Raw genomic sequence first — 15130 nt, 5'->3', positions numbered from 1 at the left:
GTTCAAGCCCTGCCCATCAATGCGCGAATGTCTTGCGCAAACTTCGAAATGCCCTGAAGCACCAGGAGCAGGCCTCCCAGCACCATGACCCATTTCATCGGCCACAGCGGCACTTCCCATTCGTTGAAGCTGATTTCCCCCCAGCGGATGTTCGGATCGCTCCATTGCGACAGGTTCCAGTTGCCCAGCATCTCGACGAAGCCGATCTCTCCGCGCGCCCAGTCGGACACAAGTGCATTGCCCGAGGGAACGGCGATGGCGTCGAAGGCAAAGACCCAGGAAGTGACCAGCAGGGTTCCGGCAAAGATGAAGAAGAACACCGATGTCAGCAGATCGACGACAGCCTTTCGCCGCCGTGACAGCGGGGCGTAGAAGATATCAACGCGCACATGAGCCTCGGTCAGCATGGCGTAGGAACCTGCGATCAGATACTGCATGCCGAACATGAGATACATGGCCTCATGCGCCCAGTTGGTCGGGCTGCCGAAGACATAACGGCTCATGACCTCGAAGTAGTAGACAATCACCGCGATTACGGCCCAGTAGCTGACGAATTCACCGCACATGAGCGACAACCTGTCGATCCAGCCCGTCCAGCCGGTCGAGACGTGACTTGCATCGTCCTTGCGCTCTGCGTCCTCGATTGCCTTGAGCTTTTTCTCTGCTTCGCTGAGTTCGGGATCCGGCGGGAGGTTCCGGTTGGACTTGCGCACAAGGCCGGGCAGCAGAACCGCATCGATCAGAACGCCGGCCAGCAACAGCCAGAAGGCGTATTTTCCGACGTTGTTCCAGAACCGCAGGTCGTCTAGAGCCTTTTCTTCAGCGGGCCTGGCGGTTTCAAGCGAGGCCTCGGCTTCCTGGATCCGACTGGTGCCCTGTTCGATCCGCTGCTCTGCCCGTTTGACGTCACGCTCGGCACGCCGTTTGGCGAAGCTGCCATCTTCCGCTTCCGTCAGTTTCTGGCGCATGGCCGGCAGCTCTTTTTCTGCGCTGGCGACCCGTTCCGTTTCCCGCTCGAGAGTGCGCTCGGCCTGCCGGACTAGGTTGGACATGTCCGAGACGACCGAACGGGCATCGTGGCCCTGAGAGTTCGCAAACAGAATGCAGATGAAAACGGGGATATAAAGAAGGCCGATCAGGCTTTTCAGGTACAGCCTGTGAAGGCCCAGAATACCGCCGGTTACAAGGATGAAGTAACCGAGTGCCAGGAAATAACGGCGTTCCTTTGGCTTGGGCCGTCTTGCCAGCGTTGCCGCAATGATCGGAAAAACGATCAGACCGAGCCAATAGGCCCAGTGCGGCAGTGTGAAGTCCAACTGAGGCATGCCTCATCCTTCCATGGGGCTACAGGAGCGCGATTTACGTTCCGGCCGGGGCGTGCCAACGGTGCCGGTTTTCCGAAGCGAACCGAACCGTACCGTACTGAAATCGGGTGCATGTTCGTGACCCCGGTTGATATCGAACAGACCCGCGCAACATTTTGCGCGGGTCTGCAGTCCGGTGATGCCGGTCGCTCAAAGGTCGAGATTCAGACCCTCGATTTGTTCCGGCGTGACGTAACCGAGCGAACCGGACATCATGTAGTCGAGCTGAATCTTGAAGATACGTGCACTGTCCTTGTCCCGGTTCGCATATTTGAACCAGATGGGGACGGCCACTTCTGTCATCAGTTCGACGTCGTCCTGGCTGAGGCGTGTGATCTCCGTGCCATCCGCCTCGAATTTGGCCCAGGCATCCTGGTCCGCCTTCTGGATTGCCGCATGATGGGCGTCGGAATAGACATGCGTTTCCATTTCGACGAACTGCCGCATTTGCGGGCTGAGAGCGTTCCAGGCATCCATGCCGACCGTGATGTCCATCAAGTCGACCGGCTGGTACAGGGACATGAAGCCCGGAGGGCCCATGGAGATGTATTTGGTTACCTGGCTGAAGCCGAGGGCATAATTCACCGCTGGACCGACGTAATCGGCAACGTCAATGGTTCCCTTTTCAAGGGCAGGGAAGATTTCCGACCCCGGAAGCACGGTGGTTTCCGCACCGATTTCGGTGAAGACTTCGGCGACCATGCCGCCCGGCAGGCGCATCTTGCGGCCCCGGAAGTCGTCGATTGAGCGGATCGGCACCTTGGAGTGGATAATGTTCGGACCGTGATGAACCGGACCGACGAACATCATGTTCTGTGCCGCATAGAGTTCACGGGTGATTTCAAGACCGCCGAGCGAATAATAGAACACATCCCATTCGTGCGGGTTCCGCATGCCGAGCGGATAGCTGGTCAGGAACGTGGCGGCCGGGATGATGCCCTGCGCATAGATGGTGAAGGGGTTCACCGCGTCGAGCACGCCGTTCTTCACGGCATCGTAGAGCTGGAAATCGCCAACGACATCGTTTGCGCCGAAGGGCTGGAAAGCCAGTTCCCCACCAGTCTTCTCGACAATGGTTGCGCACCAGTCCTTGAAGATCTGCAGACCTGCGCCACCTGGCCATGACGTCTGGATTTTCCAGGTCGTGGTCTGGCCCTGGGCAGAGGCAATATGAGGCGCGGCCAGGGTTGCAGCGCCGGCCGCTCCTACACCCGCAATTTTTCGAAGTGCTTCTCTGCGTGTATTAAGTTTAGACATGTTCTCCTCCCAATAGGTAAGAGAGGAAAAGTTCGGGCCGATATATGGAATTCGATCCTCTGTTTTGCGTTCATAGCAAGCTGTTCATGAGCATAATACTACTTTAGTATAATGCCAAACTCTACGTGATATAAACGAAACGTTTAGCCCGTCTTTCCTCCCAACCTCGATCGAGATTATTATACTTGAAAAATACCGCAAGCTTCCGTTGGGTGTAAAACTGTTTTTCTAATTCAGAAACAATGAAACTAATTGTCAAAAATACGGAAAGAAATGCGAAACCCGCGGCAGGTCGTCCCTGCCGCGGGTTCAAAGTCCTATGAATGTCCACCCGGAACGATGTTCCGGACAACGCTGTTCCGGATTGTCAGGCGAGCGTTGCCAGACCGTTGAGGTCCGCCAGAACCGCCTTGGGAGCAAGGTCGAGATATTCGTCCGGAAGGCCCGTGCGGTTCATCCAGACAGTGCGGAATCCGAAGGCCGTGGCGCCGGCGATGTCCCAACGGTTCGAAGACTGGAAGGAGACTTCTTCCGGATAAATGCGGAAATGGGTGGTCACCATCTCATAAACCTGGGGATCGGTCTTGAAGGTCTTCAACTCGTCCACGGAGAAGATCTCGTCGAAAAGCTCGGTCAGGCCGGACGCCTTCGCGGCGGCCTCCAGCATGGCCGGGGATCCGTTGGAAAGAATGGCGATCTTGGCGCCGCTTGCCTTCAGGTTGGTCAGAACCTGCGGCACTTCCGGATAGCAATCGAGCTCCCAGTATGCGCTCAGAAGATCGTCCCGCAGGGATTTGTCGGCACTCGGGACGAGTGCGAAAGCCGTGTCCAGGCCTTGCTGGGTCAGTTCCCAAAAGTCCTTGTACTGGCCCATCAGGGCCCGAACCCAGGAATACTCGAGCTGCTTTTCCCGCCAGAGCGAGGAGAGGCGCTGTGCGTCCGGCCCCAGTTTGGCTGCGTGCTTGCGGACTGCGGCGTGAACGTCAAACAAGGTGCCATACGCATCGAACACAAAAGCGGCATGCGCCATGTTCAGATCTCCATTCTCTGGTATTGCCAAGCATTCAGGGCTCTTCGAGCATCCGCGCGGGGGCGGCGGGCGGAATGTTGCAACAGGCCGGTGTTGCGGTTCCGTAGCTGATCGGCAAAGCGGTGGCAAGGCCGGTCTTCCTGCGGAAGAGAATAGCGTGGCGGCTTCTGCGTCAAGCGCCGTCAGGGGCAGCAATCGCCTTTTGTGTTGGCCGGCAAGACCCTGAGCGGGGTCAGCCGGGCACCGGCAATGTAACCGAACCGTCGTTTTCCACCGTCCAGAAGGGGTTGTAGGCAATCTCCAGAAGGTGGCCGCCCGGCACTTCCACATAGGATGAGTAACCGCCCCAAAAGGCCTTTTCGGGCTGTTTGACCGCTTTTGCACCGGCCGCCAGGGCTTCGCTAAAGGTCGCGTCGACCTCTTCTTCCGAGCGTGCGTTCCAGGCAAGCGTGACGGCACCGGTGGGGGCCTCCGTTACATCGCGGCCGATTTCCCCGGCAAGCGAGTCGCGCCGGTAGAGGGCAAAGACACCGCCCGGCACCTGATAAAAGGCAACGTCCGGTGAGGGAGCTGCATTGAGCTGCCAGCCCAGTCCGGATTCGAAGAAACGCCTGGCCTCGGCAACATCCGGAACGACGAGAGTGGTCATCGAAATTCGCTGTTCCATTGCTGATCTCCCATATGAAAAGAAAGGAACATATAGGGAACAAATGCTGTGATGTGTCAACCGGTGAGGAGGGGGTATTCGCAGCCGGGTGAGAAATATTTCATTTGAGTTTTGGGGCAAGCAGAAAGATTTGAACTACTCTCTGCGGAAAAACGGGAAGAAAGCAAGCAACTTTCTCGATTACTGCGGTAAGCTATTGACCTTGGGCATTTGCGGGTGTTGTGTCGGGGCAACAAACTGCTGATTGGCGGAACTCAAAAGGGAAGAGACATGAGCGGATGGAGCGACACCTGGACCTGGATTGACGGGAACTGGCATGAGGGCAATCCACCGATCATGGGGCCGCGCACCCACGCATCCTGGCTCGGGTCGAGCGTTTTTGACGGCGGCCGGTTCTTCGATGGCGTAATGCCGGACATCGACCTGCACTGCCAGCGCGTCAACGATTCCGCCGTGGCGCTGGGCATGAAGCCGACGATGCAGGTCGGCGAAATGGTCGAGCTGACGCGGGAAGGCTGCGCCCGGTTCAAGAGTGATCAGCAGATCTACGTGAAGCCGATGTACTGGGTGGAAGGGGATGGTCCCGGCATCATCGTCGGCGATCCGGAAAGCACCCGCTTCTGTCTTTGCCTGTTCGATGCCCCCATGGCGCCGAAGGATGCGGCCATGAGCATCACGCTTTCCCCTTACAGACGTCCGACCATGGAATGCATGCCGGTCAATGCAAAGGCCGGCTGTCTCTATCCGAACAATGCCCGGGCCATGCTGGAAGCCAAGGGACGGGGGTTTGACAATGCGGTTGTCCGCGACATGCTCGGCAACGTTGCGGAGTTGACCTCGGCCAATATCTTCATGGCCAAGGATGGCAAGGTGCATACGCCGGTTCCCAATGGGACCTTCCTGAACGGAATTACCCGCCAGCGCGTCATTCAACTCCTGAAGTCTGCCGGTTACGATGTCTTCGAGCGGGCGATGGAATACGACGAATTCCTCGAAGCCGACGAGATCTTCTCCACCGGCAACTACAACAAGGTCACGCCGGTCAAGCGCATCGAGGACAGGGACCTGCAACCGGGACCGATCGCGGCACGCGCGCGCGACCTCTACTGGGATTTCGCTTACGCATAAGCGGCTTTGGAGCGGCTAGCGCACCACAAGCAGGGCGGCAACAAGCAGTGCCGCCCCCGCGGCAAGAGAAGCAGCCTGAAACGATCCCGTCATGTGATGGAGCTGTCCCGCAAACCAGGGGCCGGCCACCTGGCCGACGCCGAAACTGGCTGTCAGGAACGCGAGAACCTGCCGGGTTGCCGTCGGACCTCCGGCACGCGCCAACAGCCGCGCCTCCGTCAGGCCGAGGGCCGTGATGCCCACGAAGGTTGCCCCCAGAAGGCCCGCGCCCAGGAGGAACAGGGCCGGCGATGTGGTGACGGCGGTCAGGGCGACACCAAAGGCTTCCAGAAGACAGGCCAGGGCGAAGGCCTTCCGCGTGCCTTTCCGCAAGGCGATCCTGTTCCAGAGAACGACGGAGGGGGCGGCGCAAATCCCGACCGTGAGCCAGACAAGTCCTTCGGTTGAACGGATCGCGGGCGTGGTACGCGCGATCGCCGAGACGAAGGTCGCCGTAATCACATAGCCGAAGCCGAACAGACCGTAGGCGACTGTCAGGCGTATCAGGCTGCCATTGAACAGCCTTGGTCCGGGCGGCTGCGATGTGGAAACGGTGGGGGCAGCGGTTACCGTTGCCGGCTGTCCGGGCACCAGCGCGGCGGTCAGCATCAGGAACAGCAGCGTTGCCGCTCCGCTCGCCAGCCAAAGTGTTCTCCAGTCCGTGGACAGGTGGTCCAGACCGGCAACAAGCAGGGCGGAGAAGGCGATGCCGCAGCCGACGCCGGCAAAATGCAGCGCGGACAGGCCGGGGTGGCCGCGCGAAGCCAGTCTTTCCAGGATCAGGGATGTGGAAAAGACCAGCACGAAGGCGCTGGCGAGGCCGCTGATGAAACGGATCAGGAGAAAGGCCGGCACCGACACGGTCAGTGCCATGAATGCACTCGTCAGCGCGCTGACAAGCAGGCCGCCGAGGAACCAGAAACGCGGTGAGCCGGGCAGGGACTTCGAGGCACCGGCAAGCGCCCCGACGAGATAGCCGATGAAATTCGAGGCTGCGATCAGACCGGCCTGTTGTGCCGTCAGGCCGAGCCCCTCGCTCATGAAGGGCAGGATCGGCGTATAGACGAAACGGCCGATGCCCATGGCAGCAGCAAGTGAAAAAAGGCCGCCGATGGCAAGGCGGACCGATGCGCGGTCGGGTGATGGCATCAGGGCCTTTCGGACTGCTGAAGGCGCGGGACCTTCCTGCAAATCGGTTGCGTGCGAAATCGGCACCAGCGTGCCACGCAGGATCGGCAATGTCATTACAGCTCTTCGGTCAGGGGAAACACTCTCACTCCTTGCCGGACAGGCAAAAGCCCCGCGATGCGTCCATCGCAGGGCTTTTTGACTGACGCAGCGCGAGGATCAGTTCGCGCGGCGGAGCGGCTGGACCGTCGGGGTCACCAGTTTGACGTTGGCGCGCTTGGCCTTGCGCAGGGCGCTGGCCCGCATGGATTTGACCTTGAAACCCGGGATCTCGGTCATGCTGGCCTTATGGATGCTGTCGCAATGGTCCATGCTGTCGCCGTAGCAGTTGTTGGGATAGCCACTGGTATGGTCGTTACACCAGGTGATCCAGTTGTTGTAGCAATCTCCAAGATTACTGCCGTTGCTTGGGCCGGCGAACGAAGTCATGGTGGAGGCGAGAAAGATTCCGCCGGAAACAAGAAAAGCGATAGTGTAAGTATTTTTGAGATTCATTTGTAACTCCCAATCAAGTTGCAGCCGTTATTGGCTGTGGAATGAGAGATAAGCTTTCTTCCTCAAAAACAACGTGCTGAACATCACACAAATTGACTTTGATGACAGCGAGATGAAATCCGCGTGATCATCCCGGCACAACGGGCTGCACATTGCCGCACCATACGCATCCGGCCTGGCTGTCCGGGGTGTGGGGCAAAAAAACAAGAAAAAATTATTTTATTTTGTGTTCCCGGCTTGCCGAGTGGGCACGAGACTCTTATTTTCCCGCTCGACGCGGTCTTTCGGACCAAGGGTCCTGGCCGCCGGTCACCGACCATTTTGAGGAGTTTGTCATGTCTTTCGAATTGCCTGATCTGCCGTATGCATATGATGCGCTGGCTCCGTATATGTCTGCCGAGACCCTCGAGTTTCACCACGACAAGCACCACCAGGCCTATGTCACCAAGGGCAACGAACTGCTCGCCGGCAGTGGCCTTGAAGGCAAGTCCCTGGAAGAGATCGTGAAGGAGAGCTATGGCAAGAATGCTGCTCTCTTCAACAATGCCGGTCAGCACTACAACCACATCCATTTCTGGAAGTGGATGAAGAAGGACGGCGGCGGCAACTCCCTGCCGGGCGCGCTTGCCTCTGCCATCGACAGCGATCTCGGCGGTTTCGACAAGTTCCGCGCCGACTTTATCGCCGCCGGTGTCGGCCAGTTCGGCTCCGGCTGGGCCTGGGTTGCCGTTAAGGACGGCAAGCTTGAAATCATGAAGACCCCGAACGGCGAGAACCCGCTGGTTCACGGCGCGACGCCGATCCTCGGCTGTGACGTCTGGGAACACTCCTACTACATCGACTACCGCAATGCGCGTCCGAAGTACCTGGAAGCGTTCATCGACAACATGATCAACTGGGACTACGTCCTGGAGCTCTACGAAGCCGCTGCCAAGTAATTCGCGGCAACGCGAGTGCGACAATCCGGAGCCCCGGTCCGTATGGACCGGGGTTTCTTTTTGCCCGTTTCTGCCGGCAAGGGGGGCCGGAGCTCACGAGAGCTTGATTTCAAACTCGCCTGCTTGATGGGCTGTACTGCTTCTGGTGCCGATTGCGCCGTCATACTCGCGAAACGGGAAGGAGGCGAACATGAGCATTTTCCGGAAGACAGTGGTGCTGGTCCTGACGATGGGGCCGGGGCTTGCCGGGGCCGTAGCCGAGGCGGCGGACGATCCGATTGTAACCCGACAGGCCATCATGGCATCCGCCAACGCTGCTGCGGCCTTGGGCGGCGGCATGATGAAAGGCGAGGTTGCCTATTCGCCGGTCGCGGGAAAATCAGTGATCGCAACCTTGCGGGCCGCGTCGCTGTCCTATGGCTCGTTTTTTCCAGAAGGGTCAGACCAGGGCAATACCTGGGCCAAACCCGCCATATGGGAAGATCCTGACGGGTTTGCCGCCAAACTCACCGCGTTTCAGGCCGCCACAGCCAAGGCGAATGCAGCATCCGGAAAAGAGGGGCCTGCGGACCTGGAAGCGTTCAAAGCCGCCGTCGGTCCGGTATTTGGTATTTGCAAGTCCTGTCACGAGACCTACCGGAAGAACTAGCTGGCGGACCCAAAAGCGTTCTTGAGGTTTCATGAGAAAGGTCCTGATTGTCCTGGTTCTGCTCGCAGGCCTTGCCGGCCTCGTTGCCTGGATTTTGTCCGCGCCAACGCGGATGGGGGCAGGGGAACTTGCCGCGCTGAAACCGGGCGATCCTGTCAGAGGCGAGCAGGTGTTCTGGGCCGGGGGCTGCTCGGCGTGCCATGCCGCCAAGGGGGCGGAAGGGGAGGGGAAGTTCAGGCTCGGCGGCGGCCTTCGGCTCAAGACACCCTTCGGTGTGTTCGTCCCCCCCAATATTTCGACCAGCCAGCGCGACGGTATCGGCGCCTGGTCTCTTGCGGACTTCGCCAATGCCCTGACCCACGGCACGTCGCCGGACGGCCGCAACTACTATCCCGCCTTTCCCTATACGTCCTATGCCCGCATGAGCGGTCAGGATCTCGGAGATCTTTTTGCCTTCCTGAAGACCTTGCCGGCGGTTGAAGGCAAGGCGCCCGGGCATGACCTCGGATTTCCCTTCAATTTCCGTCGCGGTCTCGGCCTCTGGAAACGTCTTTATCTCGATCCGGCCCCGGTTGTCGCCCGGCCGGACGGGCTCGTGGAGGCCGGTCTCGCGCTCTTCGACAGGGGGCGTTACCTGGTGGAGGGGCCTGGTCATTGCGGCGAGTGCCATACGACCCGCGATGCCTTTGGTGGACCGGTTCTGACGGCGTGGCTCGGCGGGGCCGCCGCGCCTGACGGTGAGGGGCGCATTCCGAACATCACCCCGACCGGCAAGGACATTGCCACCTGGAGCGCGGCTGATATTGCTTACTATCTGGAAAGCGGATTCACGCCGGACTACGATACCGTCGGCGGCGACATGGTGCATGTCCAGGAAAACATAGCCAGACTGCCTGCCAGCGACCGTGAGGCGATTGCCGCCTACCTGAAAGCCGTGCCGCCAGTTGCAGACCCCGCCAGATGACATTCAAGATTTCAGACCCGGTATCATGAAACACCCACAGGATTTCTCAATTGCACGGGCAGAAAACCCTGCCGATCTTGACGCAGTCAGAACGCTGTTTCGGGCCAATGTGGACTGGCTCGGTATCGATTTGTCCTATCAAGGGTTTGAAGAGGAACTTGCGGGCCTGCCCGGCAAATATGCGCGGCCCCAAGGGGCCCTGTTCCTGGCTCGGGCTACGGACGGTGCGGTTCTCGGTTGCGCCGGTTTCCGGCCGTTCGGGCCGGGCGGCGCCTGCGAGATGAAGCGGCTTTATGTTCTGCCTGAAGGCCGGGGGCGGGGTGTTGGAGCCGCGCTGGTGGACACTGTTCTCACGGCCGCCGTCGATGCCGGATACCGGGAGATGCTTCTGGACACGCTCCCGTCGATGACCGGAGCGATCCGGCTCTACAAGGCTGCAGGTTTTGACGAAATTCCAGCCTACTACAACACGCCGATCAGGGAGACGCTGTTCTTCCGGAAAACATTCGCATGAATGGTCAGAGAAAGCAGGCAAGTGCCTGAAAAGAAAATAAAACCATCCACGCGCAAAGGAAACCACCCGTAAACAGGTGGTTCAAGTCTTGTTTTGGTTATTGGGTCGTATTGCCCGTGCACAAGGAAGGATTTTTTCAATTCCGTGCTTGTTCAGGTTGTAGGGCGCGTGTACGACCATTCAACTAAGTAAAAACGCGTAGTTTGAATGCGATCCGTCACCCGCAGGAGCATCTGTTCCATCCGTCAAAGGGCGAAGACCGCTTCGATTTCGACCTTCAGGTCCGGTGCAAACAGCTCGGAAATCACCACCAGGGAACTGGCCGGCACGTGACAGCCGTAGCGCGCCGCGAGTGCCTCGCGTATCTCCGGAATATCCGCAGGATTAGTCACGAAGACCGTGACTTTCAAAAGGGCGTCCAGATCCTTGCCGTGCTGCTGCGCGATAAAGGCAAGCTGGTTCAGGACCGCTCGGGTCTGATCTCCGGCGCCCGAGGCGGCAGCAGGGGTGCCGAAGGCCGTGAAGCCTGACGTGTAAAGCGTTTCTGCGTGGGTGACCGCATGGGTATAGGGGCCGGCGGGAAGGCCGAGCTGTTCGAAGTTCTGTCTGGTAACGGGCATAAAGTTCCTCATGGATATTCAGGGCAGGCGCGCTGCCAGGAAGACAGTTGCCTTCTGGACCGGCGGGCCGAGAACGAAAGCGATAACAGCAGCCGGTGGCCAGGCCAGGCGAAAGGCTGCCATCCATTGACCGAAGAAAGCGTCGCTCCAGCCCAGGTTGAGAAAGGTCACCCAGCAGGACATCAGAAGCGACAACCCCAGCGACATCAGGGCCGTGGTGATCAACCTGTGTTTCATGGTGCGCTCACGCTGCTTCGGTCGTCGCGGGCTGGCCGATCTCGCCCAGTTCCTCGATGTATCGAACCTGTGTCAGGTTGCGTGCGAGAAATGCTCTTGTGTGCGGCATCTCGAAGTGGTCCGCGAGGGCCTGCCGGTCTTTCCAGCATTCCCAGAGAATGAACTTGCCCGGCTCCTTCAGGTTCTGCCTGATTTCGAAGAGGAGGCACCCAGGCTCGCGGCGTGTCTGCTCGGCAAGCTGTTTCAGGCCGAGTTCGGTCTGCTTCAGGTCGGCGCCTTGCTGCAACTCGATGCCGGCGCTGATGAAATACTCTGACATGTGGATCTCCGTTGTCTTTGTGGCGGACAAGTCAGAGATATTGATTTCAAAATAGAGAATCTATACCGAAAGTCGGTAGATTAAATTTCAAAAATGAAATCATGCTCGACGATATCGCTCTCTTCATTCATGTTGCCCAGCACCGTAGCCTGTCGGCGGCGGCAATACGTCTGAAGCTGCCGGCGGCGACCGTGACGCGCAGGCTGCGCAAGCTGGAAGAGGAGATCGGGGCGCAACTGGTTCACCGATCGGCCAGAAAATTCGCCCTGACCTCGGAGGGGGAAGCCTACTACGAGGCCTTCGCGGATCTGGTTCAGCAGGCGGAGCACAAGCTCCGGGGGCTCAGCACCGAATTGAACCAGTTGAGCGGCCGCTTGCGGGTGGCTGCGCCGACCAACATTTCCATCGGTATTCTGGAGCCGATGTGGTCGTCTTTTCTGAAGTCCTATCCGGAGATCCAGCTCACACTTGCGCTCAGCAACGATTCCAAGGACCTTGAGGAAAACCGGTTCGACCTGGCTTTGAGGATCGGACCCCAGACGGATGTGCGGCTTTACCAGAAGCGCATTGGAACGGTCGCAACAGTTCTTGTTGCTTCTGACGGGTATCTGGCTGGAGCCGCTGCACTTGAGGAACCGCAGGATCTGCGCCGGCACAGGCTGATCTGGATATCCTCTCTGCCGCACTGGCGGCTGACCAACCTTGAAACGGGTGCGCAGGAGTTGCTGCACCTGAACGCCGATATTGCGGTTGACGATATCAGTCTCGCCCGGCAACTGGCGGCCGACGGACACGGCATCGTGCTTTTGCCCGTCAGCGAGCTGTTCAGCGATCTTGAGACAGGCGCGCTTCGGGTGCTTCTGCCGAGCTGGCAAGGCCAGCGGAGGGATGTCTATGCGGTCTGGCCGACAGGCCGGCTCCTGAGCGCGCGAGCGAAACTCCTGCGCGATTTCATGGAAGACTATCTGTCAGACCGTCCGGTCTTCCAGGGTGGCCTGCCGTTCTGAAGCGGTTCAGGCAGAGTAGGGATTGCAGCGAATGAAATACGGTATGTCGATATATCCGCGCATGACGGCGAGATAAGCCTGACACTCCTGCTGCGTCCTGAAACAGCCGGCCTGCGAGAGCTGGTACTTCTGGCCGAAATTGTGCACGACGCCGCTGGCGATGCCCTTCCATCCCGATCCCGTGAAGCTGCGGCAGTCATAGGGCGTGTTGTACGTATAGGGAATGTCCTGGCGGTTTTTGGTGAAGGTCGGCGAAAACAGCAGGTCCTCGACAAGACGGCCCGACGACTGTGTGGGCTGACAGGCGGCAAGCCCGGCAGCGGCGACCAGCGCCGGGGTCAGCCTCAGAGCGGTTATCAGGCCGGTCTTCAGGCCACGGACCGCCGGAAACGGAGTGCGGATGAGGCGGAACATGGCAAACTCCAGTGATGTTCGGGACGGGGAAAACCTGCGTCCTGGCAGTCCAAAGAATTGATTTTCAACGTGTTCAGTTGACCTGAAGAGTCGGGCGAAATCAAGTCGCATTCCCCTTCCATGCCCGGCTGCGAGAACGCCGGAGGGACCGGAAGGCGACCGCTTCAAGCCGCCGTCCGATCGCGTTCACATGCCTCAGGCCTTGCCTGTGACCATCAGGGCAAAGGCCTGATTGAGTGCGACTTCCTTCAGGCGGTCGAACCGTCCGGAGGCACCGCCGTGACCGGCTTCCATGTTGGTCTTCAGCATGAGCAGGCTGTCGCCGGTCTTGGTGGCGCGCAATCTGGCCACCCACTTGGCGGGTTCCCAATAGGTCACGCGGGGATCCGTCAATCCCGCAACAGCAAGGATTGCCGGATACTCCCTGGCCTCGACGTTGTCGTAGGGCGAATAGGAGGCGATGTACTCGTAGGCTGCCTTGTCGGCGACCGGATTGCCCCACTCCGGCCATTCCGGCGGCGTCAGCGGGAGCGTGTCGTCGAGCATGGTGGCCAGAACGTCGACGAAGGGCACTTCGGCAATGATGCCGCCGAATTTTTCCGGCGCCATGTTGGCGATGGCCCCCATCAGCATGCCTCCGGCGGAACCGCCGTGGGCGACGATCCTGTCGTGGCTGGTGAACTTCTCGGCCACGAGATGGTCGGCAGCCGCGATGAAGTCGGTGAAGGTATTCTTCTTCTTCTCCCGGCGGCCATCCTTGTACCAGCGGAAGCCCTTGTCCTTGCCGCCCCGGATGTGGGCGATGGCGTAGACAAAGCCCCGGGCGACCAGCGACAGGGAATTGGTGTTGAAGCTGGCCGGGATCGTGATGCCGTAGGAACCGTAGCCGTAAAGGAGAAGCGGCGCCGAGCCGTCGAGCTTCGTGTCCTTGTGATAGAGCACGGAAACCGGCACCGTTTCCCCGTCGGCGGCAGGCGCCATCAGGCGGCGCGTGACGTAGTCGGCGGCCGTATGACCGGACGGCACCTCCTGTTCTTTCCTCAGAACGCGTTCGCGAGTCTCGACATTGTAGTCGAACGTCTGCGAGGGCGTCGTCATGGACGAATAGGAAAAGCGGATGGTGTCGGTGTCGAATTCATACCCGTCCCCGAGACCCAGGGAATAGGCTTCTTCATCGAAGGCGATGGAATGTTCGCCGCCGCCTGCGAGGTCATGTATGACGATACGTGGCAGGCCTTCTTCCCGTTCCAGCCGGGTCATGAACGTCTTGTAGAGACAATGGGACAGGATCAGGCAGCCCGGCTTGTGGGCAACAAGATCCGACCAGTTGCCGCGACCCGGATTGTCCTTCGGCACGGTGACGATCTTGAAGTCTTCCGCGTCGCCCGCGTTGGTGAGGATATAGAGCAGGTCCCCATGGTCCTCGACGGAATATTCGATGCCGGTCTCGCGCGGTGCGATCAGGACCGGATCGGCGGTCGGATCGTTCGCCGGGATCATCCAGACTTCGGATGTCTCGTGGTCGTGAATGTCGATCAGGATCGTCGCGCCGGACTGGGTTTTGCCGACGCCCATGAAGAAGCCGGCATCCTTTTCCTCATAGACAAGCACATCCGCTGCCGGATCCGTTCCGACTTCATGGCGGAACAGCCTGGACGGCCGGTGGTTGGCGTCGAGGCGGATGTAGAAGACGTATCTGCTGTCGGCGGAGAAGACGCCGCCGCCGCCGGTATCCTCGATCCTGTCGGCGAGATCCTTGCCGGTCGCAAGATCGCGGAGCTGAAGCGTGTAATACTCGGAGCCCTTGTCGTCATAGGCCCAGGCCAGAAGCTTGTGGTCGGTGGACTGGCTGGCGCCACCGATCTTGAAGTAGGCCTTGCCATCCGCCTCGCTGTCGCCGTGAAGCAGAGTTTCCTCTTCTCCACCGTCGCGCGGAGTGCGGAAGAAGACGGGTTGCTGTCCGCCGGTTTCGTATTTCAGGCCGTAGGCGTAGGGGCCGTCGGGCGAGGGGACCGAACTGTCGTCTTCCTTGATGCGGCCGCGCATTTCGGCAAAGAGCTTTTCCTGCAACTCCCTGGTCGGCTCAAGCTGTTGTTCCTGATAGGCGTTTTCGGCCTCCAGATAGGCGCGTATGTCCGCATCGAGAACGGACGGGTCACGCATGACTTCCTGCCAGTTGCCGGCGCGCAGCCAGCCGTAATCGTCCTGGCGGGACAGTCCGTGGGTTTCGTGGGTGACGGGGCGCGCTTCGGCGCGCGGGGGGAGGGCATCCTGTTTCATGGTTTTGGAGGTAGGATTTT

17 protein-coding genes are annotated in these 15130 nt (G+C 59.6%); 6 read left to right on the top strand and 11 right to left on the bottom strand.

Features of this window, described 5'->3' with window-relative positions:
- Positions 1-2: 2 nt before the first annotated feature.
- From ACQY7U_RS23145 to ACQY7U_RS23130, 4 genes are all read right to left on the bottom strand, one after another.
- Positions 3-1325: a TRAP transporter small permease subunit gene (locus tag ACQY7U_RS23145; protein WP_428649978.1), complete on the bottom strand. Its 1323-nt coding sequence runs from the start codon at positions 1323-1325 to the stop codon at positions 3-5.
- A gap of 189 nt (positions 1326-1514) precedes the next feature.
- Entirely contained in the window at positions 1515-2621 is a 1107-nt protein-coding gene (gene dctP, locus ACQY7U_RS23140; RefSeq protein WP_428649975.1) for a TRAP transporter substrate-binding protein DctP, read from the bottom strand.
- A gap of 367 nt (positions 2622-2988) precedes the next feature.
- Positions 2989-3651 carry a haloacid dehalogenase type II gene (locus ACQY7U_RS23135; RefSeq protein ID WP_428649973.1) on the bottom strand — a complete coding sequence of 221 codons (663 nt, stop codon included), beginning with the start codon at positions 3649-3651 and terminating at the stop codon, positions 2989-2991.
- Positions 3652-3883: 232 nt separating this feature from the next.
- On the bottom strand, positions 3884-4318 hold the full coding sequence (locus tag ACQY7U_RS23130) for a VOC family protein (protein ID WP_428649970.1): 435 nt from the start codon (positions 4316-4318) through the stop codon (positions 3884-3886).
- Positions 4319-4588: 270 nt separating this feature from the next.
- Between ACQY7U_RS23130 and ACQY7U_RS23125 the strand changes: the two genes are divergently transcribed.
- A complete protein-coding gene (locus ACQY7U_RS23125; protein ID WP_428649967.1) occupies positions 4589-5446 on the top strand; it encodes a branched-chain amino acid aminotransferase in 858 nt (285 codons plus the stop codon).
- Positions 5447-5461: 15 nt separating this feature from the next.
- On the opposite strand, the gene ACQY7U_RS23120 is transcribed toward ACQY7U_RS23125, so the two are convergent.
- Both ACQY7U_RS23120 and ACQY7U_RS23115 read right to left on the bottom strand, forming a co-directional pair.
- Positions 5462-6730 carry a YbfB/YjiJ family MFS transporter gene (locus tag ACQY7U_RS23120; protein WP_428649964.1) on the bottom strand — a complete coding sequence of 423 codons (1269 nt, stop codon included), beginning with the start codon at positions 6728-6730 and terminating at the stop codon, positions 5462-5464.
- 102 nt (positions 6731-6832) lie between these two features.
- A complete protein-coding gene (locus ACQY7U_RS23115) occupies positions 6833-7168 on the bottom strand; it encodes a hypothetical protein (RefSeq protein WP_428649962.1) in 336 nt (111 codons plus the stop codon).
- 335 nt (positions 7169-7503) lie between these two features.
- On the opposite strand from ACQY7U_RS23115, the gene ACQY7U_RS23110 reads away from it, so the two are divergent.
- The 4 genes from ACQY7U_RS23110 (at position 7504) to ACQY7U_RS23095 (ending at position 10233) form a co-directional block, all read left to right on the top strand.
- Positions 7504-8106: a superoxide dismutase gene (locus ACQY7U_RS23110; protein ID WP_428649959.1), complete on the top strand. Its 603-nt coding sequence runs from the start codon at positions 7504-7506 to the stop codon at positions 8104-8106.
- 190 nt (positions 8107-8296) lie between these two features.
- On the top strand, positions 8297-8755 hold the full coding sequence (locus ACQY7U_RS23105) for a c-type cytochrome (RefSeq protein ID WP_428649957.1): 459 nt from the start codon (positions 8297-8299) through the stop codon (positions 8753-8755).
- A 31-nt stretch (positions 8756-8786) separates the two neighbouring features.
- On the top strand, positions 8787-9719 hold the full coding sequence (locus tag ACQY7U_RS23100; RefSeq protein ID WP_428649954.1) for a c-type cytochrome: 933 nt from the start codon (positions 8787-8789) through the stop codon (positions 9717-9719).
- A 25-nt stretch (positions 9720-9744) separates the two neighbouring features.
- A complete protein-coding gene (locus ACQY7U_RS23095; RefSeq protein ID WP_428649951.1) occupies positions 9745-10233 on the top strand; it encodes a GNAT family N-acetyltransferase in 489 nt (162 codons plus the stop codon).
- Positions 10234-10478: 245 nt separating this feature from the next.
- On the opposite strand, the gene ACQY7U_RS23090 is transcribed toward ACQY7U_RS23095, so the two are convergent.
- From ACQY7U_RS23090 to ACQY7U_RS23080, 3 genes are read right to left on the bottom strand one after another with little or no spacing between them, the layout of a single operon-like run.
- Positions 10479-10853, bottom strand: coding sequence for a RidA family protein (locus tag ACQY7U_RS23090; protein WP_428649948.1), 375 nt, complete (start codon positions 10851-10853; stop codon positions 10479-10481).
- 18 nt (positions 10854-10871) lie between these two features.
- Positions 10872-11090 (bottom strand): DUF2798 domain-containing protein, encoded by a 219-nt coding sequence (locus tag ACQY7U_RS23085; protein ID WP_428649945.1) that lies wholly within the window; start codon positions 11088-11090, stop codon positions 10872-10874.
- Between the two features lie 7 nt (positions 11091-11097).
- Positions 11098-11409: a putative quinol monooxygenase gene (locus ACQY7U_RS23080; protein WP_428649943.1), complete on the bottom strand. Its 312-nt coding sequence runs from the start codon at positions 11407-11409 to the stop codon at positions 11098-11100.
- A gap of 101 nt (positions 11410-11510) precedes the next feature.
- On the opposite strand from ACQY7U_RS23080, the gene ACQY7U_RS23075 reads away from it, so the two are divergent.
- Positions 11511-12416 carry a LysR substrate-binding domain-containing protein gene (locus tag ACQY7U_RS23075; protein ID WP_428649940.1) on the top strand — a complete coding sequence of 302 codons (906 nt, stop codon included), beginning with the start codon at positions 11511-11513 and terminating at the stop codon, positions 12414-12416.
- 6 nt (positions 12417-12422) lie between these two features.
- On the opposite strand, the gene ACQY7U_RS23070 is transcribed toward ACQY7U_RS23075, so the two are convergent.
- Positions 12423-12830 carry a hypothetical protein gene (locus ACQY7U_RS23070; protein ID WP_428649937.1) on the bottom strand — a complete coding sequence of 136 codons (408 nt, stop codon included), beginning with the start codon at positions 12828-12830 and terminating at the stop codon, positions 12423-12425.
- 195 nt (positions 12831-13025) lie between these two features.
- On the bottom strand, positions 13026-15110 hold the full coding sequence (locus ACQY7U_RS23065; protein ID WP_428649935.1) for a S9 family peptidase: 2085 nt from the start codon (positions 15108-15110) through the stop codon (positions 13026-13028).
- Positions 15111-15130 lie beyond the last annotated feature (20 nt).

Source organism: Roseibium sp., assembly GCF_050301095.1.
Classification (GTDB): domain Bacteria; phylum Pseudomonadota; class Alphaproteobacteria; order Rhizobiales; family Stappiaceae; genus Roseibium.
The sequence above is the reverse complement of the archived record's forward strand: the minus strand, read 5'-3'. Positions and strand labels throughout refer to the sequence as shown.

What these genes read in the sequence shown, in the direction of transcription:
- ACQY7U_RS23145 (WP_428649978.1), bottom strand. Translation starts at nt 1,325, where the DNA reads ATGCCTCAGTTGGACTTCACACTGCCGCACTGGGCCTATTGGCTCGGT.
- dctP (WP_428649975.1), bottom strand. Translation starts at nt 2,621, where the DNA reads ATGTCTAAACTTAATACACGCAGAGAAGCACTTCGAAAAATTGCGGGT.
- ACQY7U_RS23135 (WP_428649973.1), bottom strand. Translation starts at nt 3,651, where the DNA reads ATGGCGCATGCCGCTTTTGTGTTCGATGCGTATGGCACCTTGTTTGAC.
- ACQY7U_RS23130 (WP_428649970.1), bottom strand. Translation starts at nt 4,318, where the DNA reads ATGGAACAGCGAATTTCGATGACCACTCTCGTCGTTCCGGATGTTGCC.
- ACQY7U_RS23125 (WP_428649967.1), top strand. Translation starts at nt 4,589, where the DNA reads ATGAGCGGATGGAGCGACACCTGGACCTGGATTGACGGGAACTGGCAT.
- ACQY7U_RS23120 (WP_428649964.1), bottom strand. Translation starts at nt 6,730, where the DNA reads ATGACATTGCCGATCCTGCGTGGCACGCTGGTGCCGATTTCGCACGCA.
- ACQY7U_RS23115 (WP_428649962.1), bottom strand. Translation starts at nt 7,168, where the DNA reads ATGAATCTCAAAAATACTTACACTATCGCTTTTCTTGTTTCCGGCGGA.
- ACQY7U_RS23110 (WP_428649959.1), top strand. Translation starts at nt 7,504, where the DNA reads ATGTCTTTCGAATTGCCTGATCTGCCGTATGCATATGATGCGCTGGCT.
- ACQY7U_RS23105 (WP_428649957.1), top strand. Translation starts at nt 8,297, where the DNA reads ATGAGCATTTTCCGGAAGACAGTGGTGCTGGTCCTGACGATGGGGCCG.
- ACQY7U_RS23100 (WP_428649954.1), top strand. Translation starts at nt 8,787, where the DNA reads ATGAGAAAGGTCCTGATTGTCCTGGTTCTGCTCGCAGGCCTTGCCGGC.
- ACQY7U_RS23095 (WP_428649951.1), top strand. Translation starts at nt 9,745, where the DNA reads ATGAAACACCCACAGGATTTCTCAATTGCACGGGCAGAAAACCCTGCC.
- ACQY7U_RS23090 (WP_428649948.1), bottom strand. Translation starts at nt 10,853, where the DNA reads ATGCCCGTTACCAGACAGAACTTCGAACAGCTCGGCCTTCCCGCCGGC.
- ACQY7U_RS23085 (WP_428649945.1), bottom strand. Translation starts at nt 11,090, where the DNA reads ATGAAACACAGGTTGATCACCACGGCCCTGATGTCGCTGGGGTTGTCG.
- ACQY7U_RS23080 (WP_428649943.1), bottom strand. Translation starts at nt 11,409, where the DNA reads ATGTCAGAGTATTTCATCAGCGCCGGCATCGAGTTGCAGCAAGGCGCC.
- ACQY7U_RS23075 (WP_428649940.1), top strand. Translation starts at nt 11,511, where the DNA reads ATGCTCGACGATATCGCTCTCTTCATTCATGTTGCCCAGCACCGTAGC.
- ACQY7U_RS23070 (WP_428649937.1), bottom strand. Translation starts at nt 12,830, where the DNA reads ATGTTCCGCCTCATCCGCACTCCGTTTCCGGCGGTCCGTGGCCTGAAG.
- ACQY7U_RS23065 (WP_428649935.1), bottom strand. Translation starts at nt 15,110, where the DNA reads ATGAAACAGGATGCCCTCCCCCCGCGCGCCGAAGCGCGCCCCGTCACC.